The sequence below is a fragment of the Bacillus sp. MM2020_4 genome (assembly GCF_011250555.1).
Lineage (GTDB): Bacteria > Bacillota > Bacilli > Bacillales > Cytobacillaceae > Neobacillus.
Window position 1 is genome coordinate 16,253 of record NZ_JAANMZ010000003.1, and the last position, 23,469, is coordinate 39,721.

Annotated in this window: 27 protein-coding genes and 1 riboswitch; of the genes, 15 read left to right on the forward strand and 12 right to left on the reverse strand. The window is 40.6% G+C overall.

Annotation, left to right across the window (positions count from 1 at the left end; all coding sequences use genetic code 11):
• The first annotated feature begins 11 nt into the window (after positions 1-11).
• The 3 genes from menB (at position 12) to menC (ending at position 3,585) form a co-directional block, all read left to right on the forward strand.
• A complete protein-coding gene (menB, locus tag G6554_RS03820) occupies positions 12-830 on the forward strand; it encodes a 1,4-dihydroxy-2-naphthoyl-CoA synthase (protein ID WP_166238927.1) in 819 nt (272 codons plus the stop codon).
• Between the two features lie 174 nt (positions 831-1,004).
• Positions 1,005-2,492, forward strand: a complete 1,488-nt coding sequence (locus G6554_RS03825) for an o-succinylbenzoate--CoA ligase (RefSeq protein ID WP_166238929.1) — start codon at positions 1,005-1,007, stop codon at positions 2,490-2,492.
• The gene (gene menC / locus G6554_RS03830) at positions 2,473-3,585 is read left to right on the forward strand and encodes an o-succinylbenzoate synthase (protein ID WP_166238931.1); all 1,113 of its coding nucleotides are present in this window, start codon (positions 2,473-2,475) and stop codon (positions 3,583-3,585) included. Before G6554_RS03825 ends, menC begins: the two co-directional genes overlap by 20 nt.
• A gap of 34 nt (positions 3,586-3,619) precedes the next feature.
• Here the strand turns inward: menC and G6554_RS03835 are convergent, their stop codons facing one another.
• Complete coding sequence (locus tag G6554_RS03835) at positions 3,620-3,781, reverse strand: DUF1540 domain-containing protein (RefSeq protein WP_166238934.1); 162 nt, start codon at positions 3,779-3,781, stop codon at positions 3,620-3,622.
• A gap of 111 nt (positions 3,782-3,892) precedes the next feature.
• Entirely contained in the window at positions 3,893-4,822 is a 930-nt protein-coding gene (locus G6554_RS03840) for a metal ABC transporter solute-binding protein, Zn/Mn family (RefSeq protein ID WP_166238936.1), read from the reverse strand.
• 205 nt (positions 4,823-5,027) lie between these two features.
• Here G6554_RS03840 and G6554_RS03845 point away from each other — a divergent pair, with 205 nt between their 5' ends.
• Positions 5,028-5,591 carry a beta-class carbonic anhydrase gene (locus tag G6554_RS03845; protein WP_166238938.1) on the forward strand — a complete coding sequence of 188 codons (564 nt, stop codon included), beginning with the start codon at positions 5,028-5,030 and terminating at the stop codon, positions 5,589-5,591.
• Here the strand turns inward: G6554_RS03845 and yidD are convergent.
• Complete coding sequence (yidD, locus tag G6554_RS03850) at positions 5,588-5,815, reverse strand: membrane protein insertion efficiency factor YidD (RefSeq protein WP_166238940.1); 228 nt, start codon at positions 5,813-5,815, stop codon at positions 5,588-5,590. The genes G6554_RS03845 and yidD overlap by 4 nt on opposite strands.
• A 132-nt stretch (positions 5,816-5,947) precedes the next feature.
• Between yidD and G6554_RS03855 the strand changes: the two genes are divergently transcribed.
• Positions 5,948-6,421 carry an S-ribosylhomocysteine lyase gene (locus G6554_RS03855; RefSeq protein ID WP_166238942.1) on the forward strand — a complete coding sequence of 158 codons (474 nt, stop codon included), beginning with the start codon at positions 5,948-5,950 and terminating at the stop codon, positions 6,419-6,421.
• Positions 6,422-6,518: 97 nt separating this feature from the next.
• On the opposite strand, the gene ytzI is transcribed toward G6554_RS03855, so the two are convergent.
• Positions 6,519-6,695 (reverse strand): YtzI protein, encoded by a 177-nt coding sequence (gene ytzI, locus G6554_RS03860; protein ID WP_166239293.1) that lies wholly within the window; start codon positions 6,693-6,695, stop codon positions 6,519-6,521.
• A 98-nt stretch (positions 6,696-6,793) separates the two neighbouring features.
• Complete coding sequence (locus tag G6554_RS03865) at positions 6,794-7,051, reverse strand: DUF6154 family protein (RefSeq protein ID WP_166238943.1); 258 nt, start codon at positions 7,049-7,051, stop codon at positions 6,794-6,796.
• Between the two features lie 215 nt (positions 7,052-7,266).
• On the opposite strand from G6554_RS03865, the gene G6554_RS03870 reads away from it, so the two are divergent.
• Positions 7,267-7,584, forward strand: a complete 318-nt coding sequence (locus G6554_RS03870) for a hydrolase (protein ID WP_166238945.1) — start codon at positions 7,267-7,269, stop codon at positions 7,582-7,584.
• Between the two features lie 85 nt (positions 7,585-7,669).
• A complete protein-coding gene (gene ytkD, locus G6554_RS03875) occupies positions 7,670-8,137 on the forward strand; it encodes an RNA deprotection pyrophosphohydrolase (RefSeq protein ID WP_166238947.1) in 468 nt (155 codons plus the stop codon).
• 9 nt (positions 8,138-8,146) lie between these two features.
• Here the strand turns inward: ytkD and G6554_RS03880 are convergent, their stop codons facing one another.
• The 3 genes from G6554_RS03880 to G6554_RS03890 are packed head-to-tail and all read right to left on the reverse strand — an operon-like array spanning position 8,147 to position 10,748.
• Positions 8,147-8,953: an ABC transporter permease gene (locus G6554_RS03880; RefSeq protein WP_166238949.1), complete on the reverse strand. Its 807-nt coding sequence runs from the start codon at positions 8,951-8,953 to the stop codon at positions 8,147-8,149.
• Positions 8,928-9,710, reverse strand: a complete 783-nt coding sequence (locus G6554_RS03885; RefSeq protein ID WP_166238951.1) for an ABC transporter ATP-binding protein — start codon at positions 9,708-9,710, stop codon at positions 8,928-8,930. Before G6554_RS03885 ends, G6554_RS03880 begins: the two co-directional genes overlap by 26 nt.
• 21 nt (positions 9,711-9,731) lie before the next feature.
• On the reverse strand, positions 9,732-10,748 hold the full coding sequence (locus tag G6554_RS03890) for an ABC transporter substrate-binding protein (RefSeq protein ID WP_166238953.1): 1,017 nt from the start codon (positions 10,746-10,748) through the stop codon (positions 9,732-9,734).
• Positions 10,749-10,866: 118 nt separating this feature from the next.
• On the opposite strand from G6554_RS03890, the gene G6554_RS03895 reads away from it, so the two are divergent.
• The 4 genes from G6554_RS03895 (at position 10,867) to G6554_RS03910 (ending at position 13,526) form a co-directional block, all read left to right on the forward strand.
• Positions 10,867-11,655 carry an alpha/beta hydrolase family protein gene (locus tag G6554_RS03895; protein WP_166238955.1) on the forward strand — a complete coding sequence of 263 codons (789 nt, stop codon included), beginning with the start codon at positions 10,867-10,869 and terminating at the stop codon, positions 11,653-11,655.
• Between the two features lie 40 nt (positions 11,656-11,695).
• Positions 11,696-11,938 (forward strand): DUF2584 domain-containing protein, encoded by a 243-nt coding sequence (locus G6554_RS03900; RefSeq protein WP_166238957.1) that lies wholly within the window; start codon positions 11,696-11,698, stop codon positions 11,936-11,938.
• A 117-nt stretch (positions 11,939-12,055) separates the two neighbouring features.
• Complete coding sequence (locus G6554_RS03905; RefSeq protein WP_166238959.1) at positions 12,056-12,580, forward strand: RNA polymerase sigma factor; 525 nt, start codon at positions 12,056-12,058, stop codon at positions 12,578-12,580.
• Positions 12,561-13,526 carry a hypothetical protein gene (locus tag G6554_RS03910; RefSeq protein ID WP_166238961.1) on the forward strand — a complete coding sequence of 322 codons (966 nt, stop codon included), beginning with the start codon at positions 12,561-12,563 and terminating at the stop codon, positions 13,524-13,526. The genes G6554_RS03905 and G6554_RS03910 overlap by 20 nt, the downstream gene beginning before the upstream one ends.
• 47 nt (positions 13,527-13,573) lie before the next feature.
• On the opposite strand, the gene pckA is transcribed toward G6554_RS03910, so the two are convergent.
• Positions 13,574-15,160 carry a phosphoenolpyruvate carboxykinase (ATP) gene (gene pckA / locus G6554_RS03915; RefSeq protein ID WP_166238963.1) on the reverse strand — a complete coding sequence of 529 codons (1,587 nt, stop codon included), beginning with the start codon at positions 15,158-15,160 and terminating at the stop codon, positions 13,574-13,576.
• A gap of 218 nt (positions 15,161-15,378) precedes the next feature.
• A riboswitch (SAM riboswitch) is annotated at positions 15,379-15,518 on the forward strand.
• Between the two features lie 200 nt (positions 15,519-15,718).
• On the opposite strand from pckA, the gene metK reads away from it, so the two are divergent.
• Both metK and asnB read left to right on the forward strand, forming a co-directional pair.
• Positions 15,719-16,918 carry a methionine adenosyltransferase gene (metK, locus tag G6554_RS03920; RefSeq protein ID WP_166238965.1) on the forward strand — a complete coding sequence of 400 codons (1,200 nt, stop codon included), beginning with the start codon at positions 15,719-15,721 and terminating at the stop codon, positions 16,916-16,918.
• A gap of 229 nt (positions 16,919-17,147) precedes the next feature.
• On the forward strand, positions 17,148-19,043 hold the full coding sequence (gene asnB, locus G6554_RS03925) for an asparagine synthase (glutamine-hydrolyzing) (protein ID WP_166238967.1): 1,896 nt from the start codon (positions 17,148-17,150) through the stop codon (positions 19,041-19,043).
• 43 nt (positions 19,044-19,086) lie between these two features.
• Here the strand turns inward: asnB and G6554_RS03930 are convergent, their stop codons facing one another.
• Positions 19,087-19,599, reverse strand: coding sequence for a gamma carbonic anhydrase (locus G6554_RS03930; protein WP_166238969.1), 513 nt, complete (start codon positions 19,597-19,599; stop codon positions 19,087-19,089).
• Positions 19,600-19,820: 221 nt separating this feature from the next.
• On the opposite strand from G6554_RS03930, the gene G6554_RS03935 reads away from it, so the two are divergent.
• Together G6554_RS03935 and G6554_RS03940 are read left to right on the forward strand one after the other, a co-directional pair.
• The gene (locus G6554_RS03935; protein ID WP_166238971.1) at positions 19,821-20,624 is read left to right on the forward strand and encodes an alpha/beta hydrolase; all 804 of its coding nucleotides are present in this window, start codon (positions 19,821-19,823) and stop codon (positions 20,622-20,624) included.
• 15 nt (positions 20,625-20,639) lie between these two features.
• Complete coding sequence (locus G6554_RS03940; protein WP_166238973.1) at positions 20,640-21,722, forward strand: tetraprenyl-beta-curcumene synthase family protein; 1,083 nt, start codon at positions 20,640-20,642, stop codon at positions 21,720-21,722.
• Between the two features lie 21 nt (positions 21,723-21,743).
• On the opposite strand, the gene mnmM is transcribed toward G6554_RS03940, so the two are convergent.
• Both mnmM and mnmL read right to left on the reverse strand, forming a co-directional pair.
• Positions 21,744-22,316 carry a tRNA 5-(aminomethyl)-2-thiouridylate-methyltransferase MnmM gene (gene mnmM / locus G6554_RS03945; RefSeq protein WP_166238975.1) on the reverse strand — a complete coding sequence of 191 codons (573 nt, stop codon included), beginning with the start codon at positions 22,314-22,316 and terminating at the stop codon, positions 21,744-21,746.
• Positions 22,313-23,272: a tRNA modification radical SAM protein MnmL/YtqA gene (gene mnmL / locus G6554_RS03950; protein WP_166238977.1), complete on the reverse strand. Its 960-nt coding sequence runs from the start codon at positions 23,270-23,272 to the stop codon at positions 22,313-22,315. Before mnmL ends, mnmM begins: the two co-directional genes overlap by 4 nt.
• Between the last annotated feature and the right edge of the window lie 197 nt (positions 23,273-23,469).

The window sequence follows — 23,469 nt, forward strand, 5'->3', positions numbered from 1 at the left end:
AGGATTTTATTTTGACAGTAGAATGGGTTCCAGGACGCAAGTATGAAGAAATTTTATATGAGACTTATAACGGAATAGCAAAAATCACCATTAACCGACCACATGTACATAATGCCTTTACACCGAAAACGGTATCGGAAATGTTTGATGCTTTTGCACATGCACGTGATGATTCCAGCATTGGTGTAATTGTGTTGACCGGTGCAGGGGAAAAAGCATTCTGTTCCGGCGGAGATCAAAGTGTTCGCGGACATGGAGGCTATGTTGGGGAGGATCAAATTCCTCGCTTAAACGTGCTTGATTTACAGCGTTTAATCCGTGTAATTCCTAAGCCAGTGATAGCAATGGTAAAAGGATATGCAATCGGTGGCGGACATGTACTTCACGTTGTCTGTGATTTAACAATTGCTGCAGATAATGCTGTGTTTGGCCAAACAGGTCCTAAGGTTGGAAGTTTTGATGCCGGTTATGGTTCAGGTTACCTAGCAAGAATTATCGGTCATAAGAAAGCCCGTGAAATCTGGTATTTATGCCGTCAGTATAATGCGCAAGAAGCGCTTGATATGGGCTTAGTTAACACGGTTGTTCCTCTGGAGCAAGTTGAAGATGAGACCATTAAATGGTGTGAAGAAATGCTTGAGAAAAGTCCAACAGCTCTTCGTTTCATAAAAGCTGCCATGAATGCCGATACGGATGGTTTAGCAGGACTTCAGCAATTTGCTGGTGATGCAACATTGCTTTACTATACAACTGATGAGGCAAAAGAAGGCCGCGACGCTTTTAAAGAAAAGCGCAAGCCCGATTTCGGTCAATTCCCGCGTTTCCCTTGATCATGTAAAAGCAGCTTGATGGACTCCATCAGGCTGTTTTTTATAAATGGGAGTGGAGTGGTTCTCCGTGACCGAAACGAGGAACAGAATCGAAAAAGGTTAAGTAGAACCGTTTTCCTCCCTGCTAATAAAAGTTTAGAATCAAACAAAGAGTTTTTCAAGAGGGTGTTAAAAATGTCAAAGGAAGTCATGCCCAATTTTATAAAGAATAGAGCTTTTCTTACTCCTGACCGAACAGCCATATATTTTCAGGAGAAATCCTTAACATTTAAAGAGCTTTACCATTGTTCTCTGGATACTGCAGGGCAACTTCAGACTCAAGGTGTTCAAAAGGGTCAATTTGTTGGAGTACTATTAAAAAATCATCTTGATACAGTGATAATCTTATTTGCACTTCAGATAATAGGCGTCAAAGCAGTTATATTAAACAATAGATTAACTACATCAGAATTAGTTTGGCAACTCAATGATTCCAAAGCAGCATTCCTAATTTTAGAAGAGGCTTTTGCCACGAAAGAACTTGAAGAAAAGGCAGCATTGAAGGCGATAACGAAAGAAGACCTATTTCAACTAAAGCCAGTGGAACCAGTAATCCAAAATGAAGTCAATCTATCTGACATCTGTACGATTATGTACACTTCGGGAACGACTGGAAACCCGAAAGGTGTCATACAGACATATGGAAACCATTGGTGGAGTTCAGTCGGCTCTGCATTAAACTTGGGCAAAATGGAGATGGATTGCTGGCTTTGTTCTGTTCCACTGTTCCATATTAGCGGCTTCTCTATCCTTATGCGCAGTGTCATCTATGGCATGCCGATTGTCCTGCATGAACATTTTGACGTAGAAAAAACGATTAGGGATATTCAGGTAAAAAAGGTTACCATTATGTCAGTGGTCGGGACAATGTTAACTGGAATTGTCGATGCATTGGGGGACAGAAGGCTTCCCAATCAATTCCGCTGCATGCTGTTAGGTGGGGGCCCTGCTCCATTACCATTACTAGAGGCTTGTGTGGAAAAAGATATTCCTGTCTTTCAGTCGTATGGCATGACAGAATCCTCCTCGCAAATTGTGACGCTTTCACCAGAATACAGCCTGATAAAGCTTGGCTCAGCTGGAAAACCATTGTTCCCGTCTCAACTTATCATTGTCAAGGATAATGGGAATCCGGCCGAAGCGGGGGAAGCTGGTGAAATTACCGTAAAGGGACCAAACGTTACACCAGGATATTTATATCGTCCAAAAGCTATGGAAGAAGGATTTCGTGATGGCTGGTTTTATACGGGAGATATTGGCTATTTAGATGCTGAAGGATTTTTATATGTCATCGACCGCCGTTCTGATTTGATTATTTCGGGCGGAGAAAACATATACCCAGCTGAAATCGAAGCGGTTTTATTGGCCCATCCAGCAGTTGTAGAAGCTGGTGTCACAGGCGTCGATGATGTGAAATGGGGACAGGTACCTGTTGCTTTCATCGTAAAAAACAACTTTGTTTCCACGGATGAGCTTCAGCAATTTTGCCAAAAGCAACTTGCTAAATACAAGGTGCCAAAAGCTTTTTATTTTACTGAAAAGCTCCCAAGAAACGCGGCTAAAAAACTACTGAGAAGAACATTGCGCGAGTGGGTGACAAACGATGAAAATAGCCTCGATTGAGCTCTTTGTGATTCAAATGCCATTAAGGTCTCCGTTTCTGACGCATTTAGGTGCGGTGAATGACCGTGAAGGAATCATCGTAAAGGTTACCAGCAAAGATGGTCTGACAGGGTATGGGGAAGGAGTTGCTTTTTCTACGCCGTGGTATACCGAAGAAACGGTTGCAACCAGTTTACATATGTTAACGGATATGTTGATTCCATTACTGCAAAAACATCCAATCCAACACCCTAAGGAGGCCTCCCATCTTTTTAGCAGAATCAGAAGAAACAATATGGCTAAGGCAGCCTTAGAAACAGCCCTGTGGGATTTATATGCGAAGTCTAGATCAGAGCCGCTGTCAAAAGTAATCTGCGGCACACGCCCCCTCATTGCTTCTGGTGTGGTGGTGGCAACGGACTCGACCGTAAAAGCATTACAGCAAATTGAGCAATACCTTGACCAAGGTTATCAGCGGATTAAAGTAAAAATAAATCCCAAACAGGATTACGCTTTTCTTTCAGAAATCCGTCACCACTACCCAGACCTGTCCATCATGGTAGATGCCAATTCCTCCTATTCGCTACAGGATATAGATCGCTTAAAAGCATTAGACGATTTTAACTTAATGATGATTGAGCAGCCCCTGGCACACGATGATATTATCGAACATGCTCAGTTGCAAAAAGAAATTCGGACACCTATTTGTTTGGATGAAAGCATTGTCACCTTTGACGATGCACGTAAAGCGATAGAATTTGGGAGCTGTAAGGTAATCAATATTAAAGTGGGCCGCGTTGGTGGACTTTATGAAGCGAAGCGAATTCATGATTATTGTTTTGAAAGAGGAATTCCGGTTTGGTGCGGTGGAATGATTGAGTTCGGAATTTCCCGTGCCCATAATATTGCACTAGCTTCCCTCCCTGGCTTTTCCATTCCAGGGGATATATCCGCATCAAGCCGGTTTTGGGACGAGGATATAATCACACCTGAAGTTACTGTGGAAAATGGGTTTATTACAGTACCGGAGAGCCCGGGTATCGGGTATGAAATAAATGAAAACAGGCTTCTGGAAGTCTTATTAGCAAAAAAATCGTTTTCTTTTCCACAATAAAAAACCAGGCAAAGTAGTTTGCCTGGTAATAATTTCACGATAATTTACTTGCTTCAAAAGTCTGACAATCAGTTTCTTTGCTATTGCCTGCTGTATCACCCGTATGACTGACAACGTAAATGCGGTCGGCATTGCATTTATTTCCATTTGCCCAAAACGTGCAGTTATTTACTTCACACAAAACATCCTTAGCCATTCGTATCACTCCTTAAAGTATGTCGGTAATACAGTAATAGCATGTGAAATTAAATTAAACGGTATCCCCCAAAGTAGCAGGAAAATGGGTCGGAAATTGGAAATGAACCCATTAATTATTTAACGCTGTTTTTAATGACTCCAGATTTTTCTTCATTAATGAAAAATAGGTTTCTTTATTTTCGATATTGTCTTTTGATAAGACAGACAAATTGTGAATCGGCAATGCCCGTGCACCGATTTCTTTTTGGACAACTTTGCCTAGCTTTGACTTAACATTCTCTTCAAACAAAATATAGTGTAACCCGTCATGGTCGGCAAGCGAGATTATTTTTTCAAGTTCCTTTTGTGTCGGTTCATTTGTTGTTGAAAGACCTGAAATACTGATTTGATCAATATGATAACGGGTTTCCCAATAGCCGAAGGCAGCGTGGGTGACGATCATCTTTTTATGCTTGGCAGTTGAAATGGTTTGCTCGAATTCATTATTTAATTCATCTAATTCTTCTGCAAGCTTTTGATAATTTTCATTGAATAAATCTTTGTTTTGCGGCAGCTTTTTTTCTAAGGCATCTCGAATGACCGCAGCCATTTCTTTTGAATAAACGGGATCAAGCCATACGTGTGGGTTGGTATCACCGTGGTCATGGGTATCTTCCACATCAGAATGAGTCTCTTTCGGCAATTGCAGTTGGTCGGCTGTGGGTACTAATGTCACATCTTCATTTTTTAATGTACCCTTTGCCTTTTCAACAAACCCTTCAAGTCCGAGCCCTATGTAGAAAAATAAGTCTGAATCAGCTAAATTCATCATATCCTTTTGCGATGGTTCAAATGTGTGTTCATCAGCACCTGGAGGATAGATGGTTTTTACATCTACATATTTTCCGCCAATTCGTTCTGTAAAATATTGAAGCGGGAATACGGTTGTATAAACAGTTAATTGATCTTTCTTTTTTGTCGGCTCTTTATCATTCGAACAAGCGGATAGAATAAGACCCAATGGTAACAGAACAGAAAGAATAAGGATGATTTTTTTCATAAGAACTCCTTAAAATAATATTAAATCGGATTTATTACGATTTATATTCGAAAAATTTTTAATTAACAGAAAAGAAATAAGTGCATAATACGGAACGATTCCGATTTCCATATGTATCTTACAAAAAAAAAAGCCTAATTGCAAGTATAATATTTGTTTCAGCCATGGCATATTATGTATGCTTAAATAGAAAGGTGGGATTAATATGACAATATTGAATGATATGTTGGACCACAACCAGAAATTTGTAGATAATCACGAATATGAGAAATACGAAACAACGAAATACCCGAATAAGAAAATGGTCATTCTTACATGCATGGATACACGATTATTAGAATTATTACCGAAAGCCTTAAACTTGGGAAACGGAGATGCTAAGCTTATTAAGGATGCCGGTGCACTTGTTTCACATCCTTTTGGAAGTGTGATGAGAAGTATTCTGGTTGCGGTATATCAATTGCAGGCACAGGAAGTTTTGGTCATTGGCCACCATGATTGCGGCATGAGCGGTATGAAGCCAGAACCAGTAATTGAGAGTATGAAAGCGCGGGGGATTAGTGATGAAACGTTTGCCAATCTCTCCTATTCCGGCATCGACATTAAACAGTGGCTTCAAGGATTTGAAAATGTGACTGAGAGTGTCGCACATAGTGTAGATATGATTAAAAATCACCCACTATTGCCGTCGGGTGTTCCTGTTCATGGATTGGTTATCGATCCGAAGACTGGAAAACTTGACTTAGTTGTGGATGGATATCAAGATTAATCCTTCTTTTTTTCCGGAACAGGGTCAAAACCGCCGGGATGAAAGGGATGACACTTTAAAATCCGTTTTATGGCGAGCCAGCCGCCTTTTACAGCACCAAAGCGTTGGACCGCTTCAAAGCCATAATGCGAACATGTGGGATAAAATCGGCAGGTGGGTGGTTTTATGGGTGAAATGGCCACTTGATAAAAACGAATAATCGCAAGAAAGATCTTTTTCAACATCATCATCGCTCCTTACATATCAACATAACATAAATTTAATGCTTCGTCTAAATTGTTAAATATAACTAAATGGATGAAAAAAGTCGGGATTTATTGTATGATGGTAGATAGATAAGAAGAGGAGTGATAGTGATGCCTTCAGTTGAAAGCTTTGATTTAGATCATAATGCCGTTAAGGCTCCATACGTAAGACACTGCGGTGTACACAAGGTAGGGAGTGACGGTATTGTTAATAAATATGATATTCGTTTTTGCCAGCCTAATAAGCAGGCGATGAAGCCTGATGTGATTCATACGCTTGAACATTTGTTAGCCTTCAATATTCGCAAGCATTCGGAAAAATATGACCACTTTGACATTATTGATATTTCGCCAATGGGCTGCCAAACTGGCTACTATTTAGTTGTTAGCGGCGAACCAACTGTAGAGGAAATTATTGATCTTCTTGAAGATACCATGAGGGATGCGGTTGAAATTGTCGAGATCCCTGCTGCGAATGAAAGACAATGCGGCCAGGCAAAACTCCATGATTTAGAAGGTGCTAAGCGTTTAATGCGATTCTGGCTTGAGCAAAGTAAAGAGGATTTAAAGCAAGTTTTTGCATAGGAAAGCGGAAGCCTCTTGGTTCTGTAACTAGACAGTTAGCAAAGTTCAATGTTTTATGTACTAAAAAAATTCCTATTCATCTCGAATAGGAATTTTTTTAGCCATTCTTTTGGTTTTGGTCAGATTTCTGTTGTTCGTTGTCCTGAGTTAAATATGGATTACCTTCTAAAGGATCCACGCTATGTTTATAATCGTATGCTTTCGATGTGGTAATGACTGCGAGAAGGAGAACGATAATAACAATAATAATACCTACTACCATGACAACATACATATTCATTTTCCCCCCTTTATTCCATTGTATCATGGAAATTGAAAAATTGGCGCAAAAAAGGAAGCCTTAACAGCTTCCGGTTTAAGTGGTATGTAAAATCAATGAATATTTCTAGGATAGTAAGTATGTGTTCGATGCTGTCCGTACTCTTCTTGAGCAAATTTACCTTTCAGGCTTTCAATAAGGTACAGCCCCATTAAATCGTATAATTCTTGTTTATCCATTTCTTGAATTAATGCAAGAAGGTCCTCATGTGACATTTCTTCTAAAAAAGCAAATGTCAGCATGTCAATATCCTCTTCATCCCCTGTTAACTTGTTTCTGTACATCTGATATAATTCATCGACTATTTTCATTACAACACCTCCATATTAAATATATTGTTCCCTTATTGAATACCCATAAAAGGATAAAATCATCCCTGCCTTACCATTTTAAATTGACTGAAAAATCTGTTTCTTTGATTGTATGTTTATTATAGCGTATTCATTTCTAAAATATGAGTCGAAATTTGAAAAAGAATAAATTTTTTCTATTTGTACATTACTAAAGAGTAAAAGGGGATGATGCAATGGATGGACACAAGAAATCCTATTATATTGATGTTGGAACCGGTCATATAACAAGTAATGCAACAAGTTCAACATGGAGCTATAAAATCGAAGCTACTGATGAAGAGATTACTCAGTTACGCGAGCTGTTTGACCAAAACTATTCAACTGAATGGAAAAATTTCTTTCGTGCTCATGTTCCGTTTTTGGAATATCATCACGATAAAGAAAATGATGCTTATGATAGTACAATTCACCAAGTGTATGGTTTGCTCCATAAGCTTGGTGATGATGAGGCAAAAAGTCATATTGAGAGCATGAATATCTTACCGAAATAACAATAACCAGGGAAATCCGGTTCTTTAGGATTTTCCTTTTTTTTATTATAATTATACCATTAAAGAAAAACAGAGGCGGTTTTTTATGAAACAATTTGTGGATCGAAACGAAAATGAAGTTAAACTAGCTTTTTCTCAAGGTGCCTTCAACCAGGAAGCCAAACATGTATTAATCATTTGCCAATATAAGGATGACTGGTTTTTAACGAATCATAAACAACGCGGTCTTGAATTTCCTGGCGGTAAAGTAGAACTTGGGGAAACGCTAGAGGAGGCAGCAAGACGCGAGACACTAGAGGAAACAGGTGCAATTCTTGGCAGTCTGCAATTTATTGCTGAGTATAAGGTTACTGACCCAAATGGTCCTTTCGTAAAGACCGTTTTTTGGGGGCAGGTGGAAAGTGTAATGGAAACGAACTCTTACTTTGAAACAAATGGCCCTGTTATAATCAAGGGGGACATTTTGCAGCAGCGTTTTCGGGATGATTTTAGCTTCATCATGCAGGATGAAGTGATTGAGGAATGTATAAAGCAAATACTCAAAAAGGAATAGCCGTCAACACTATTCCTTAATGAGTTTTTTCTCTAAAAGTTCTACGAGCTGGTACATAATCGTTGCAATCACTGCAATGACTAAAAGCGATAAGAAAACAAGGGTAAAATTAAATACTTGGAAACCGTAAATAATCATGTACCCAAGACCGCGTGACGATACCAGGAATTCACCAACAATGACACCGACCCATGATAAGCCGACATTTACCTTCAAGGTCGAAATAATCGTTGGAAAACTTGCCGGGAGAATCGCCTCTTTAAAACATTGAAACCGTGTTGCACCAAACGTTCGCAGGACTTTTATATAATTTGGATCCACCTCTTTAAATGAGGTATAAACGACAATTGTGGTAATGATGACTGAGATTATCGCACCCATGGCAATAATCGATGGGTAGCCTGGACTCAGAGCAACAATCAAAATTGGTCCTAGTGCCACCTTCGGCATGGCATTAAGGACAACAAGATAGGGATCCAGAATTTTTTGAACCAACGGAGACCACCAAAGGATGGCAGCTAAAATGGTACCAAGTAGTGTTCCCAGGATAAAACCAAAAATTGTTTCGGTCAGGGTTACACCTGTATGGGTTAATAGTGACCCATCTTGAATTTTCGTTATCAATAGGTTCCATATTTTAGACGGAGAACTGAAAATCAGCGGGTCAATCCATTGCTTCCCACTTGCTAGCTCCCAACTGGAAAAAAAGACGACAAAGATGACAGCTTGATAAAAGCGAACCCACCTCCGTTCAATTTTTAACGAATGAATATAGTTTTTATGGAGGAGTTCAAGTTTTTTCCTTTCCTGGCTCAAGTGACTCCAACTCCTTCCATATGGTTTGAAAGATACTTGGATATAGTTCATGATTTCTTGCTTCAAAAGGGGTTACCTTTCTTAGCTCCTCAGGTATTTCAAAAATTTTATGGATCCTCCCGGGACTGGGCGAAAGTAAATAGACCCGATCACTCATGGCAATAGCCTCACCGATATCATGTGTTACGAGAATCGCTGTTTTCCCAAATTCATCTAAGGTTTGCGACACTAAATCCTCTAATTTCAACTTTGTTTGATAATCGAGAGCGGAAAAGGGCTCATCAAGCATCAGCAGTTTTGGTTCTGTTGCTAATGTCCTTACAAGGGCAACGCGCTGTCTCATTCCGCCTGACAATTGCTTAGGCAGTTGTTTTTCCACACCGACAAGGCCGATCTGGTCTAGTAGATTTAATGCCGCGGTTTTGTTTTTATCGTTTAGCTGCTTGGATAATTTCAGACCCATTAGGATATTTTCCTCAATCGTTTTCCAGGGAAACAAATAATCCTGCTGCAGCATATAGCCGATTTCATTTTTTGCTGTAGAAACCGGTTTGTTTTCTAACAAAACAGTTCCCTGGGTTGGTTTTAGTAAACTTGAAATGATGGAAAGCAGGGTTGTCTTACCACAGCCACTTGGGCCGAGAAGGGAGACAAATTCCCCCTCCTCAACTGTAAGTGTAATATCGGAGAGGGCCGTGGTGGCAGAGGCTTTGGTGAAATAGGTATGATGGATATCTTGAACGTGTAAAAAGCTCATAATAACGGCCTCCCTTTCCTATTATTTTTTTATGACTTTCTCAGCTACTTGTGTATTTACAAGCGTTTTATGATCGACTTCTTTTGGAAGTTCACCCGCTTCCTTCATGATGTTTTGCAGATTGTTCCATTCCTCTTCATCCAATATCGGGTCAGTTGCAAATGAGCCTTGACTCTTATAGCGCTCGACAACAGTTGTCATGATGGCAAGGTCGGTATCAGGGAAGTACGGTTCAACCGCTTTGGCAATCTCTTCGGCACTATGGGATTCCACCCACTGTTGGGCCTTGTAAACGGCTCGCGTAAATTTTTCAATCGTTGCTTTGTTTTCTTTCATATAGCTTTCTTTTGACATGAAGGTGGTATATGGAACATGACCGGATTCTTTGCCGAAGGAAGCGACAATATGGCCCTTTCCTTCTTTTTCAAAAATGCTTGCAGTTGGTTCAAATAATTGAACAAATTCCCCCGTCCCGGAGGCAAAGGCATTGGCAATGTTCGCAAAGTCAATATTTTGGATTAAATTTAAATCCTGGTGTGGATCAATACCGTGCTTCTTTAAAACAAATTCACCGACCATTTGTGGCATACCGCCTTTACGCTGACCTAAGAAGGTTTTCCCTTTTAGTAAATCCCATGAGAAATTGTCGATTTTATCTCTGGCAACTAGGAAAGTGCCGTCGGTCTGCGTTACCTGCGCAAAATTGATGACCGGGTCATTTGCGCCTTGGGCGTAAACATAAATCGATGTTTCCGATCCAACAAGGGCAACATCTGCCCCACCCGAAATAAGGGCTGTCATGGTTTTATCGCCGCCAGGAGTAGTTGTTAGAGTAACATCCAACCCTTCAGCCTTGAAAAAACCTTTTGCCAGGGCAATATATTGTGGAGCATAGAAAATGGAACGGGTTACTTCTGCAATTCGAACCTTTTTCAATTTCTTTGTCTCCGGTTTGGAATCATTATTACAAGCGGCTAATGAAAACATGAGGATAGCAATGAGAAGAAAGGAGAAACTGAACTTTAATGATTTTTTCATAAAATAAACCTCCTTACATACCGTTAAGAATTCTGGGCTAATTGCCTAAGATATCGTATGAACAGTGGAAAAATGTGTGAATACCCATGACAAAAAATTTTAAAAGGAAGTATGGCAGATGTACATCGATAATGGAAAAATCCTAGAAAATACACGCTTTCCATCACCAAATCCTAAGGTTGAGTTAACGGTTATTACCTATCTTTCAAATGGATTAAAGGTGAAAGGGATGCTTGCGGCCCCAAAAGGTGCTGAACCGCTGGATGGCTTTCTCTATTTGCGAGGCGGTATAAAAAATGTTGGAAAAGTACGTCCCGCCCGCATTGCCCAGTTTGCGGCAGAGGGCTTTATCGTCTTCGCTCCTTTTTATCGAGGAAATCAAGGCGGGGAGGGGAGTGAGGATTTTGGCGGTGAAGACAGGGAGGATGCATTTTCAGCTTATTTGCTGTTGAAATCTCTTTCGCGGGTTCGAACTATCCATATATTTGGCTTTTCACGTGGTGGTGTGATGGCATTAATGACTGGAATCTACTTTCCGGAAGCGGCATCCGTTGTTACCTGGGGTGGGGTGAGTGATATGATCTTGACCTATCAGGAACGGGAAGATCTACGCAAAATGATGAAAAGGGTAATTGGCGGTACCCCCGCGAAATTTCCGGAACGATATCAAGAGCGCACACCCTTATACGATATAGAAAGACTAGCAGCACCAGTCCTGATCATTCATGGTGTAAAGGATCATAATGTATCCGTAGAGCATGCCTACCGTCTTGAAAGGAGACTCAGGTCACTGGGAAAACCAGTTGATTGTTGGTATTTTGATGAATTTACTCACTATTTCCCACCGGCAATAAATAGAAAAGTCGTGACGGATTTATCAAAGTGGATGAAAAACAGGTGCAATTGATGGTAATATATAGTTAATACAAGCAGAGGAGCGGATTTTTATGGGTATGCCCCTTGAGTTAAATACCATGATCGTGACAAAAGGCAGAGAGAAGCGAGTTGAGGAGAATCTTTTTGTGCTCGTAAAAGAAGGTTATCGCCTCTATCCAATCGAGATTCCCATTGATGTAAAGAAAACGATGGACAGTGATTCAACCGGATCTGCTGTGATCAAAAAAGTGGTATGGGAGAATAGTAATACAACGCTAACCTATCAATTAGTATCATTAAATTCGACAAACTAAAGCAGGCAGGTGTTCATGCCTGCTTTTTCTTATGGAATCAAAAGTGTAATAAATGCTTAAATCGGCCGTCTAATTTTTAGATATAGAAAAAGAGATTTTAAGGAAGGGGGAGTTTGATTGGAACGGGGTCATCAGATAGAGACATGGTTTATTCAATATGAGAAGGATATCACGAATTATCTAGTTTATTATACAGGCACCACGGACGTAGAGGATTTGGTTCAGGAAACCTTCTTAAGGGCTTTTCGCTCTTTTAGCAGTTTTAAAAACGAATCAAATCCGAAAACGTGGCTGATCTCGATAGCGAGAAATACAGCGATCGATTTTTATCGAAAAAAATCTATGTGGCAGCGGTTAAAAGAACGGCTGGATCACGAGTCACCAAAACAACATGAACGCCAAACAGAAGAGAAATTTATAAGAAAAATAGAATATGCCCAGCTATACCACGCCATTAACGAACTGAAACCAAATTACCGTGATGTGGTTTTATTAAGGGGGATCGCGGAGCTTTCATCGCAGGAAGTAGGTCAGGTTCTTGGCTGGTCAGAAAATAAAGTGAATGTAACCTTTTTTCGGGCAGTGAAAAAACTAAATGAGCAGTTAAAGGAGGGGGATTATTTTGAGTCATTTATCGGATAAAGAACTGCTTGACGTGTTGGCGGATTTCCCCAAGCATGAATTAACCACCAATCAACGGACGGAAATGTTAAAAAAGTTTGGTAGCACAGATTCTTATAAACTCAAAAGGCCATTTCCTTTTCAGAGAATCACAGCATTAGCAGCCGTGTTTATCTTAATTCTAATCGCTCCGATCCTCTATTTTACTAGCAGGGAAGAACGTACACCAAAAACAGGTTCCACAAAAATAGAAGTCCAGGAAGGTGACTATTTTGCTTTAAGAGATGAGAGCGGTAAACCACTTTACGGAGACAGTAATTTCGGAATACCCAACAAGGTCAGCTTACTGGCTCCAAAGGAATGGGTAGTATGGGATCAGCGAGGAACAAGCAAAATCATGGTTTTTGTATGGGGGAAGGATTTTGCGTCAGATCCAACACTTTCTATCGATGCTACACATGAAGCAACCGGAATAAAACAACATCTTACTAACGCCCGCTTATCAGGTGGGAAATATGGGGCCGATGCCCATGCTCTAGTAACCTTTACACCTTTTGATAAAAGAGGAAAATGGAATCTTGAATTCACTGTATCCAACACTGTGGGAGAAAAGAAGAAGATTGGCGAATTTCCTATTTATGTGAAGGATCACTATGTCTTATTAGGTTCTAAGGGTACCTTATTGATTTCCCAAGAAGATTTGTATGCCGGTTTTTATAATGATGCCTATATCGAGGTTTCAGGAGAAAACCTACCTGAAGAAATCGAATTAGAGATCAATAGTGAAGAAGACCCTTCGGATACCTCCAAGTTTACCTTTAAAGAAAAAACAGATTATACGACGACGAATGGAGAAAAAATCTCGATGTACAAAGGAGATTTCCAAATTAAAAAAAGCGGAAGATATAGTTTTGGTGTACTAGGCGAATCGAATCTTGTCATCATAGGAAAGCCGACAGATCAATAAAAGCAAAAAGCGATTCCCCAACGGAATCGCTTTTTGCTAATGGTCAGTTATGCGACAGGGCCGCCTTTTTGCTCAATTTCAGCAGATACATCGGTAAACTTCTTAAAGTTTTCACGGAACTTACCGGCAAGTTCCTTCGCCTTCACTTCATACGCTTGTGAATCTGCCCATGTTTTATTTGGCTGCAAGACCTCATCAGGAACACCGGCAATATGCAGCGGAATATTTAAACCGAAAATTTCATCTTTGACTAGTTCCACATGGTTTAGTTCGCCTTCCAGTGCTGCTTGAACCATGGCTCTTGTGTAGGAAAGTTTCATTCGGCTGCCAACACCGTATTCGCCGCCAGTCCAGCCTGTGTTCACTAAAAAGACATTCGCATTGTGTTCTAGTATTTTTTCCCCAAGCATCTCCGCGTAACGTGTGGCAGGAAGCGGCAAGAACGGTGCACCAAAGCAGGTAGAAAAGGTTGCTTCCGGTGCTGTTACACCGCGCTCAGTTCCTGCAAGCTTTGATGTGTAACCGCTTAAGAAATGGTACATGGCTTGTTCTTTCGTTAATTTGGAAATGGGGGGCAGTACGCCGAAGGCATCTGCTGTTAAAAACACGATTGTATTTGGATGACCGGCAATGCTTGGTTGAATAATATTATCAATCGCTTCGATTGGATACGCCGCACGTGTATTCTCAGTCAAAGTTCCGTCATCATAATCCGGAATTCGCGATTCTTGATTCATGACGACATTTTCAAGGACTGTTCCAAAGCGGATAGCATCAAAAATTTGCGGCTCCTTTTCACGAGAGAGATTAATGCATTTCGCATAGCAGCCTCCCTCAACATTAAAGACGCCATTAGAGGACCAGCCATGTTCATCGTCGCCGATCAACCTGCGATTAGGATCTGCTGATAAAGTCGTTTTCCCTGTACCGGATAAACCGAAGAATAAAGCAACATCCCCTTCGGAACCGACATTCGCCGAACAATGCATCGATAAAATATTATTCTCCGGCAACAGATAATTCATGACAGAAAAAATGGATTTTTTCATTTCACCGGCATACTCAGTACCGCCGATTAAGACAATTCTTTGTTCAAATGATATAATAATAAAGGTTTCCGAGTTCGTGCCATCTATCGCCGGATTAGCCTTGAAATTTGGGGCAGTAATCACCGTAAATCCAGTATCATCTGCCAATAAATCATCTTCAGACGGGCGAATGAACAATTGCTGCGCAAATAAATTATGCCATGCAAACTCATTGACAACCTGAATGGGTAAGCGGGACTTTTTATCCGCTCCGGCAAACCCTTTGAAAACAAAAATTTCATCTTGTTGCTTTAAGTATTCTAGAACTTTATGATAGAGGTTAGTGAAAACGGATTCAGAAATGGGTTGATTCGTCGGTCCCCAAGCGATTTTATCCTTCGAGGTCTCTTCCATTACAATAAATTTATCCTGTGGCGAACGACCTGTGTATTTTCCGGTTGCGACACTTACTGCACCTGTCGAGGTTAACTTTCCTTCTTTACGGCTTAAGATTTTTTCGACTAATTGGGGTACAGACAATTGTAATTGTACATGTCTTCCTTGTAATAGTTGTTTTAATTCATTCGGAATATGAACAGAATTCATTTTATAGAAACCATCCTTTATTGTGATTTTATAATCTTAATAATTACAAATAGTATAACACATTGAGATTAATAGTCTATACTATTACGTAAATTTAAGTTTGTTTTTATACATTTTTCAAAGAATTTTTAAACAGTCAAAACAATACAAGAAATTCTTGAAAAATTCATTGACATTGCTCACCATTGTAGCGTAATATTCTGATTTGAACGGATACTCTCTTATCCCGAGCTGGTGGAGGGACAGGCCCAATGAAACCCAGCAACCTGCAATATGGAAAGAATGACCACGAAACAGGTCCTTTTCAGGATGCGAAGGTGCTAATCTGACGCAAGGCTCCTGCCTTGAACGATAAGAGTGAAAGGCCCGGAACAACCTTTCCTCATAATGGTAAGGTTTTTTGTTTTGTATAAGTCCTTTTATAAAAATAGTCTCTAATAAAAATCCTTTGTTTATTTCATACTAAGGGAATGAGTACCGTATCAATTCACGAGGTCCAAGAAGTATTCCTGTAACCTTCATAAAACCTCGATGACTCATAATATAGGAGGAATTCAGATGTCAAGAAACGTGCGTTTGTTCACGTCTGAATCAGTAACTGAAGGTCATCCGGATAAGATCTGTGACCAAATTTCTGATTCCATTTTAGATGCTATTTTAGCGAAGGATGCTAATGCCCGCGTCGCTGCTGAAACTTCCGTAACAACTGGATTAGTGCTAGTTGCCGGTGAAATCACGACTTCTACTTATGTAGATATTCCAAAAATTGTTCGTGAAACCGTAAAAGGTATTGGCTACGATCGTGCTAAATATGGCTTCGATTCGGAAACTTGTGCCGTTTTAACTTCCATTGGTGAACAAAGTCCTGACATTGCCATGGGTGTTGATCAGGCCCTTGAAGCGCGTGAAGGGTTAATGTCCGATGAAGAAATCGAAGCAATTGGAGCTGGCGACCAAGGATTAATGTTTGGTTTTGCTTGTAATGAAACAAATGAGCTAATGCCTCTTCCGATTTCTCTAGCACACAAGCTTGCACGCAAATTAACAGAGGTGCGTAAAGATAAGGTTCTTGAGTACCTTCGTCCAGATGGAAAAACGCAAGTAACGGTTGAGTATGATGAAAATGACAAACCGGTTCGTATTGATACCATTGTTATCTCCACGCAACATAACCCGGAAGTTACGCTTGAGCAAATTCAGCGGAACTTGAAGGAATATGTTATCAATCCAGTTGTTCCAAAAGAACTGATTGATGAAAATACAAAGTATTTCATCAATCCAACAGGCCGTTTCGTTATTGGCGGACCACAAGGTGATGCCGGCTTAACAGGACGTAAAATTATTGTTGATACGTACGGCGGCTATGCTCGTCATGGCGGCGGTGCCTTCTCTGGTAAGGATCCAACAAAGGTTGACCGTTCAGCTGCCTATGCAGCACGTTATGTAGCTAAAAACATCGTAGCGGCGGGCCTTGCTGACAAAGTAGAAGTTCAGCTTGCCTATGCCATTGGTGTTGCTAGACCCGTTTCAATTGCTGTCGATACATTTGGTACAGGTAAAGTAAGCGAAGAGATCCTTGTTGATCTTGTAAGTGAGAACTTTGATCTTCGTCCGGCAGGAATCATTAAGATGCTTGACCTTCGCCGCCCAATTTACAAGCAAACAGCTGCATACGGCCATTTTGGACGTACAGATGTTGATCTTCCATGGGAGCGTACAGATAAAGCCGAAGCCTTACGCGGACAAGCTAATCTATAATAGAATGGGGAGTTGCATTTTTAAATGTAACTCCCGTTTTTATTTTTCGTCTAAATTCCTGTACAGTAATCCCAACGATTGGAATACCATGTTTAAGTAGGTCTATAGATGTGAAAAATGAAGGTATACTATTTTTCCTTCTGTTCACAGTGCCATTTTTCTAAAAAAAGTGGTAGTATTAGAGGGATGTTTTTAGAGGATATTTTAAATGGAGTAGGTGAGGTACATAATGTGTGGTTTTATTGGTTGTGTACACGACAAAACACAAAATTATAGTGAAGAACAAACACAACAATTTAAAAATATGAATGATATCATTACCCATCGCGGACCAGATGATGATGGGTTTTATTATGATGACCATATCCAATTTGGCTTCCGTCGCTTGAGTATTATTGATATTGAGAGCGGCCATCAGCCTCTTACGTATGAAAATGAGCGGTATTGGATTATTTTTAATGGTGAGATTTATAATTATGTTGAGCTTCGAGATGAGCTGCTTAAGGAAGGCTTATCTTTTTCGACAAGTTCCGATACAGAAGTTATTATTGCCCTTTACAGCCATTTAAAAGAAAAGGCTGTTGAAAAACTGCGCGGGATGTTTGCGTTTGTGATTTGGGATAAACAAGAGCAGACACTTTACGGGGCGCGTGATCCGTTTGGAATTAAACCGTTCTTCTATATGGAAGACGGGGAAAGAACATTCTTTGGTTCTGAGAAAAAGAGTATTCTGATGGCATTAGAAAATGATGTCCTTAATTATGATTCCTTGCAACACTATTTGACCTATCAATTTGTTCCTGAGCCAAATACCTTGTCTGAAGGGATTTATAAGCTTGAGCCAGGTCATTATTTTACCAAAAAAATTGGCGCCAAGATGGACATCAAAAGATATTGGAAGGCACAGTTTAAGCCAGTACAAAAATCAGAAGATGATTTCGTTAAAGAAATTCGTGAAGTGTTAATTGATTCAGTTGAAAAGCATATGCGCAGCGATGTACCTGTTGGGTCGTTCCTTTCCGGGGGGATTGATTCCTCCATTATTGCCTCTATTGCCAAACAATTTCACCCTGCCATAAAAACGTTCTCTGTTGGTTTTGAACACAATGGCTTCAGTGAAATTGATGTGGCCAAAGAAACGGCTGAAAAACTTGGTGTCGAAAACATCAGCTACGTGATTTCACCGGAAGAATATATGAATGAAGTTCCAAAAATCATGTGGCATATGGACGACCCCCTTGCTGACCCGGCCTGCGTGCCGCTGTATTTCGTGGCTCGAGAGGCCCGTAAACATGTAACGGTTGTGCTTTCAGGTGAAGGTGCCGATGAGTTATTTGGCGGCTACAATATTTACCGTGAACCACAATCGCTAGAGGTGTTTAATAAAATCCCACGAGTAGGTAAAGTGCTATTAAAAAGGATTGCCAATATGATGCCTGAAGGTATGAAAGGCAAAAGCTTTATTGAACGCGGTGTAACGCCAATGGAAGAACGGTATATCGGGAACGCGAAGATGTTCACAGAGGAAGAAAAACGTGATCTTTTAAATGTTTACCATGAGGGTTTAAATTACTTGGATATAACAAACCCGCTTTATCAAGAATCGAGGGGCTATGACCCGGTTGATCGGATGCAATATATTGATATCCATACGTGGATGCGCGGGGATATCTTACTGAAGGCCGATAGAGTGACAATGGCCCATTCGCTTGAGCTACGGGTGCCATTCCTTGATAAGGCCGTGTTTGAGATCGCATCGAAAATCCCGACGAGCTTGAAAACAGCAAATGGCACCACCAAGTATATTTTGCGTAAAGCAGCAGAAGGAATTGTACCGGCACATGTGCTTGATCGAAAGAAACTTGGTTTCCCAGTGCCAATCCGCCACTGGTTAAAAAATGAAATGAATGAATGGGCAAAAAAAATTATCCGTGAAAGCAATACAGATCATTTACTAAATAAAACATATGTGTTGCAATTGCTTGAGGATCATTGCCAGGGTAAAGCCGACAATAGTCGGAAGATCTGGACGGTTCTGATGTTCATGGTTTGGCATCAAGTATATGTGGAGAATGTTTACTCATTCCAACGTGATTCTGCCTTACAAAAAGAATTACAATATTAAACAGAGGAAGCACCCATTTATAAAGTGGGTGCTTTTCCAAATTTTAAGATTGTAAGGACTTATAATATTGACCCTTCTCCGCATATTCTGTATAAATGCGTTCCATTTCTTTCTTATCCTCTGAAGTCAATTCTCTAATAACTTTTGCGGGTCTGCCAAATGCTAAAGTATTAGGAGGGATTTTTTTTCCTTGCGGTACAAGACTGCCTGCGCCAATAAAGGCTCCTTCACCGATTTCGGCATTATCAAGGATAATGGATCCCATTCCGATTAAGGCACGTTTTCTTATCATGCAGCTGTGCAGGATCACTTGGTGGCCAATCGTGACTTCATCTTCTAAAATTAGCGGGTTATTAGGACTTTGGTGTAAGATAGAGTTATCTTGGATATTCACCTTATTGCCAATCCTCGTTGGTGCAACGTCACCTCTTATACTTGAGTTAAACCAGACACTGGAATGTTCACCAATTTCAACATCACCAGTAATTGTTACATAATCAGCAATAAAGGCAGTTTCAGCAATTAGCGGGTATTTATCTTTATAGGGATAGATCATCAGGGTCGCTCCTTTTAGTATGTCTAGCTCCAGCGCCTAGCCCCTCGAGGTCATAAGCCACTTCTGAATTGAAGGCAAAGAACGCCATCTATTTAGAAGCGTCTTATGCTATGCCTGAGGCTGACCAAGGCGCTTGCGCTTTTCTTTAATAAATCTATTTTACCGATGCTGAATGTGATTTTCAAAAAATTTACCTTATTTCATGTCTAGGGGGAAAAAATATGTGGAAGTGGGAAGCAGAAGGGGAAGCAAAGGCCGTGATTGTAATTGTTCATGGGGCAATGGAACATCATGGCAGATATGGCTGGCTGATTGAAATGTGGCGGTTATCCGGCTTTCATGTTATCATGGCCGACCTTCCAGGGCAGGGGATGACAACACGGGCCAACCGCGGTCACATTGATTCTTTCGATGACTATACAATAGAGGTAAAGGATTGGGTTCAAGCCGCATACCGTTATGAACTGCCCGTGTTTTTACTAGGGCATAGTATGGGGGGCTTAATTTCTATCCGTTTGTTACAGGAAGAACGCTTAAATATTGCCGGTGTGATTCTTTCCTCCCCTTGTTTAGGACTCATTCATACACCGTCGAAATTTTTAGATATCATGTCACATTTTTTAAATGTGGTTTATCCTTCCCTCAGGATCAATTCAGGATTAACCGTCCAAATGGCGACAAGAAACGAGGACGTAAGGGAAGCGGATTCCAACGATACACTTTACGTGACAAAGGTTTCTGTCAGATGGTATCGTGAATTGGCGGGTGCAATGAAGGAAGCATTCGTAAATCTTGAAAGAATGCAGGATATCCCCATGCTCGTGATGCAGGGCGGGGATGATAAAATTGTCAATAAAACGACGGTCAAGGAATGGTTTAATAACGTTCCATTATCCGAAAAAAGATTTAAAGAATGGCCGAAATGCTATCATGAAATCTTTAACGAGCCAGAGCGAGAAGAGGTTTTTGAATACGCAAAGGATTTCGTTACCAGTCAATTAAAAGCAATTGGCTATATCGTTTAGAAAGGTGTGTAATCCATGAAGCCAATCACCCTCATGTCAAGGGTCTATCGCAAAATACTTCCTGCAGTCCATCAAGAATTGGCTTATTGGAGAAGCCGTGCTGAAAAAATACCAAATCTGGAATTAAGAAATCAAGCACTTGCCAGTATTGAGCACAAAACCTTCCACTGTGAGGGAGGGGCAATCCTTGCACTTACTGCAGGTGTGGATTATAAAAAGGCAGTTAAGTTTATCGTTGCCTACCAAACAATCAGCGATTATTTGGATAATCTTTGTGATCGGAGTACCTCACTTGATCCTGATGATTTCGCCGCTTTACACAAATCGATGACAGATGCACTTGTCCTTCATGCGGATCAGAGAAATTACTACCGGCTTCGTACCGATCAGGATGACGCTGGTTATTTGCAGGATTTGTCTGAAACCTGCCGTTCTGTTTTAAGAGAGATCAAGCATTATCCTCTCATTAAAGATTACCTGCTTGAATTATGCCAATACTATTGTGATTTACAAATCCATAAGCATGTCGCGAAGGAGCAACGCGTGCCCCGTCTTGAAAAGTGGTTTCATCACTATCAGGAAGAGCTTCCTGAAATGGAATGGTATGAATTTTCGGCTTGCTCTGGTTCCACACTGGGGATTTTTTGTTTAATTTCCTATGCGATGCGCGATGATTTTCGGGCAAGTGATGCCGATAATATTCGTAAGGGATACTTCCCTTATATTCAAGGATTACATATTCTTTTGGACTATTTTATCGATCAAGAAGAGGATATAGCAGGAGGCGACTTGAATTTCTGCTCTTTCTATAAAAGTGAAGAAACCCTTTTTCAACGCTTAAAACACTTTTTGACGGAGGCAGATAAGCATACCGAATTCTTGCCGCATAAAAATTTCCATCAATTAATTAATCGCGGCCTGTTAGGGATTTACCTATCAGATGGGAAAGTTCGTAAACAGAAAAATGTTCGCCGGCTTGCTAGAGGCATTATTAAATCTGGCGGCTGGATTAGCTACTTCTTTTATTTTAATGGACTGGCCTACCGTTCGTTTCAAAAATCTGTTCCAGCGTTTTTGACGAGAATATTAGCAAAATAAAAAACCAGGCATGGCCTGGTTTTACCTTTTTTCAATCGCAACAATAAACGGCGGGGTGTTTTGTTGATTAATAAATTGATATTGCAGGACATGGGCTTTTTTTTGATCCAATTGTTGGCAATAGCGAAGAAGTAAGTCACGTTCGACCGCACCTTCCACATGGCCATGGTAAATCACAAGGACGATGATCCCCTCTGGAGTCATCATTTCCATTAATTGCTCGATGGCGGCAATTGTCGTTTCCGCACGAGTAACAATCGTTTTATCACTGCCAGGAAGATAGCCTAGATTAAAAATGGCTCCCCGAATTTTTCCATGATCATCGATCGGAATCCTTTCCGAAAGCTGTTCATGACCTGCATGAAACAGGGTAACACCCTTTAAAAGACCATGCTCCGTTAAACGATCTCGTGTTGCCCCAATCGCTTCTTGCTGTACGTCAAATCCATAAACTTTTCCTGTTTCACCAACAAGTTCTGCTAAAAAAACAGTGTCATGTCCATTTCCGACAGTAGCATCAATTACTACATCACCGGGAAGGACTGCTTTTTCGAGTAAACTCTTCGCAAATGGAAGGATCCGTTCCATTTTCATTTGATCAAAGCCTTTTGATAAAATTTACCCTGCCAACTGTCCCGTCGCTTAAGTTCCGCATCAATGGCATTCAACACTTCCCACTTATTGACACTCCACATCGGACCAACCATCAAGTCAATCGGCCCATCACCCGTAATGCGGTGAACAATCATTTCTGGTGGTAAAATCTCCAATTGGTCGCATACTAAGTTTACATAGTCCTCTTGTGTAAGAAATTCAAGCATGCCTTTTTCATATTGCTTGACCATCGGTGTGCCTTTTAAAAGATGCAGCAGGTGAATTTTAATTCCTTGCACATCCAATTTCGCCACTTCACGAGCTGTTTCCATCATCATGTCATAGGATTCAAGTGGCAAACCATTAATGATATGGGAACAAATGCGAATCCCATGTTTTCGTAATTTATTGACTCCCTCAACATACGATTGAAAATCATGGGCACGATTGATCAATAGGGCGGTGCGTTCATGGACTGTCTGCAGCCCGAGTTCAACCCATAAATAGGTGCGTTTATTTAGCTCTGCTAAATATTCGACAACATCATCCGGAAGGCAATCGGGGCGAGTGGCAATCGATAATCCTACGACATCTTCCTGTTTTAGGACGGTTTCATATTTTTCACGAAGTACATCCACAGGTGCATGGGTATTGGTAAATGCCTGAAAGTAGGCCATATATTTGCCGTCTTTCCATTTTGTGTGCATCTTTTCTTTAATCTCATTGAATTGTGTTTCTAAGGTTTCCACCCGGTTTCCGGCAAAATCACCAGAACCTGCTGCACTACAAAACGTGCAACCGCCATGCGCGACTGTACCGTCTCGATTCGGACAGTCAAAGCCGCCGTCAAGCGCTACTTTAAACACCTTATGGCCAAATTGCCCGCGAAGGTGATAATTCCATGTATGGTAGCGTTTATCATCTGATGCATATTGGAAAGGTTTTGTCTGAAGCATGTCAGAAAACCTCCTTTTTAAAATTAAATTCACATACGTTCAATTTTAACATGAAGTGAAAGGCTTATCCAAATGTAATTGTTTCAAGTGGAATTGCCAACATTTTGCCAACTGTTCGTGTAATAGGAAACAGAATGGAGAACACAATAAGAAATGAAGCAGTGTGTGCTTCAAGAAGAGATTGTGCCACAACATGG

What these genes read in the sequence shown, in the direction of transcription:
- G6554_RS03825 (WP_166238929.1), top strand. Translation starts at nt 1,005, where the DNA reads ATGTCAAAGGAAGTCATGCCCAATTTTATAAAGAATAGAGCTTTTCTT.
- menC (WP_166238931.1), top strand. Translation starts at nt 2,473, where the DNA reads ATGAAAATAGCCTCGATTGAGCTCTTTGTGATTCAAATGCCATTAAGG.
- G6554_RS03835 (WP_166238934.1), bottom strand. Translation starts at nt 3,781, where the DNA reads ATGGCTAAGGATGTTTTGTGTGAAGTAAATAACTGCACGTTTTGGGCA.
- G6554_RS03840 (WP_166238936.1), bottom strand. Translation starts at nt 4,822, where the DNA reads ATGAAAAAAATCATCCTTATTCTTTCTGTTCTGTTACCATTGGGTCTT.
- G6554_RS03845 (WP_166238938.1), top strand. Translation starts at nt 5,028, where the DNA reads ATGACAATATTGAATGATATGTTGGACCACAACCAGAAATTTGTAGAT.
- yidD (WP_166238940.1), bottom strand. Translation starts at nt 5,815, where the DNA reads ATGTTGAAAAAGATCTTTCTTGCGATTATTCGTTTTTATCAAGTGGCC.
- G6554_RS03855 (WP_166238942.1), top strand. Translation starts at nt 5,948, where the DNA reads ATGCCTTCAGTTGAAAGCTTTGATTTAGATCATAATGCCGTTAAGGCT.
- ytzI (WP_166239293.1), bottom strand. Translation starts at nt 6,695, where the DNA reads ATGTATGTTGTCATGGTAGTAGGTATTATTATTGTTATTATCGTTCTC.
- G6554_RS03865 (WP_166238943.1), bottom strand. Translation starts at nt 7,051, where the DNA reads ATGAAAATAGTCGATGAATTATATCAGATGTACAGAAACAAGTTAACA.
- G6554_RS03870 (WP_166238945.1), top strand. Translation starts at nt 7,267, where the DNA reads ATGGATGGACACAAGAAATCCTATTATATTGATGTTGGAACCGGTCAT.
- ytkD (WP_166238947.1), top strand. Translation starts at nt 7,670, where the DNA reads ATGAAACAATTTGTGGATCGAAACGAAAATGAAGTTAAACTAGCTTTT.
- G6554_RS03885 (WP_166238951.1), bottom strand. Translation starts at nt 9,710, where the DNA reads ATGAGCTTTTTACACGTTCAAGATATCCATCATACCTATTTCACCAAA.
- G6554_RS03890 (WP_166238953.1), bottom strand. Translation starts at nt 10,748, where the DNA reads ATGAAAAAATCATTAAAGTTCAGTTTCTCCTTTCTTCTCATTGCTATC.
- G6554_RS03895 (WP_166238955.1), top strand. Translation starts at nt 10,867, where the DNA reads ATGTACATCGATAATGGAAAAATCCTAGAAAATACACGCTTTCCATCA.
- G6554_RS03900 (WP_166238957.1), top strand. Translation starts at nt 11,696, where the DNA reads ATGGGTATGCCCCTTGAGTTAAATACCATGATCGTGACAAAAGGCAGA.
- pckA (WP_166238963.1), bottom strand. Translation starts at nt 15,160, where the DNA reads ATGAATTCTGTTCATATTCCGAATGAATTAAAACAACTATTACAAGGA.
- metK (WP_166238965.1), top strand. Translation starts at nt 15,719, where the DNA reads ATGTCAAGAAACGTGCGTTTGTTCACGTCTGAATCAGTAACTGAAGGT.
- asnB (WP_166238967.1), top strand. Translation starts at nt 17,148, where the DNA reads ATGTGTGGTTTTATTGGTTGTGTACACGACAAAACACAAAATTATAGT.
- G6554_RS03930 (WP_166238969.1), bottom strand. Translation starts at nt 19,599, where the DNA reads ATGATCTATCCCTATAAAGATAAATACCCGCTAATTGCTGAAACTGCC.
- G6554_RS03935 (WP_166238971.1), top strand. Translation starts at nt 19,821, where the DNA reads ATGTGGAAGTGGGAAGCAGAAGGGGAAGCAAAGGCCGTGATTGTAATT.
- G6554_RS03940 (WP_166238973.1), top strand. Translation starts at nt 20,640, where the DNA reads ATGAAGCCAATCACCCTCATGTCAAGGGTCTATCGCAAAATACTTCCT.
- mnmM (WP_166238975.1), bottom strand. Translation starts at nt 22,316, where the DNA reads ATGAAAATGGAACGGATCCTTCCATTTGCGAAGAGTTTACTCGAAAAA.
- mnmL (WP_166238977.1), bottom strand. Translation starts at nt 23,272, where the DNA reads ATGCTTCAGACAAAACCTTTCCAATATGCATCAGATGATAAACGCTAC.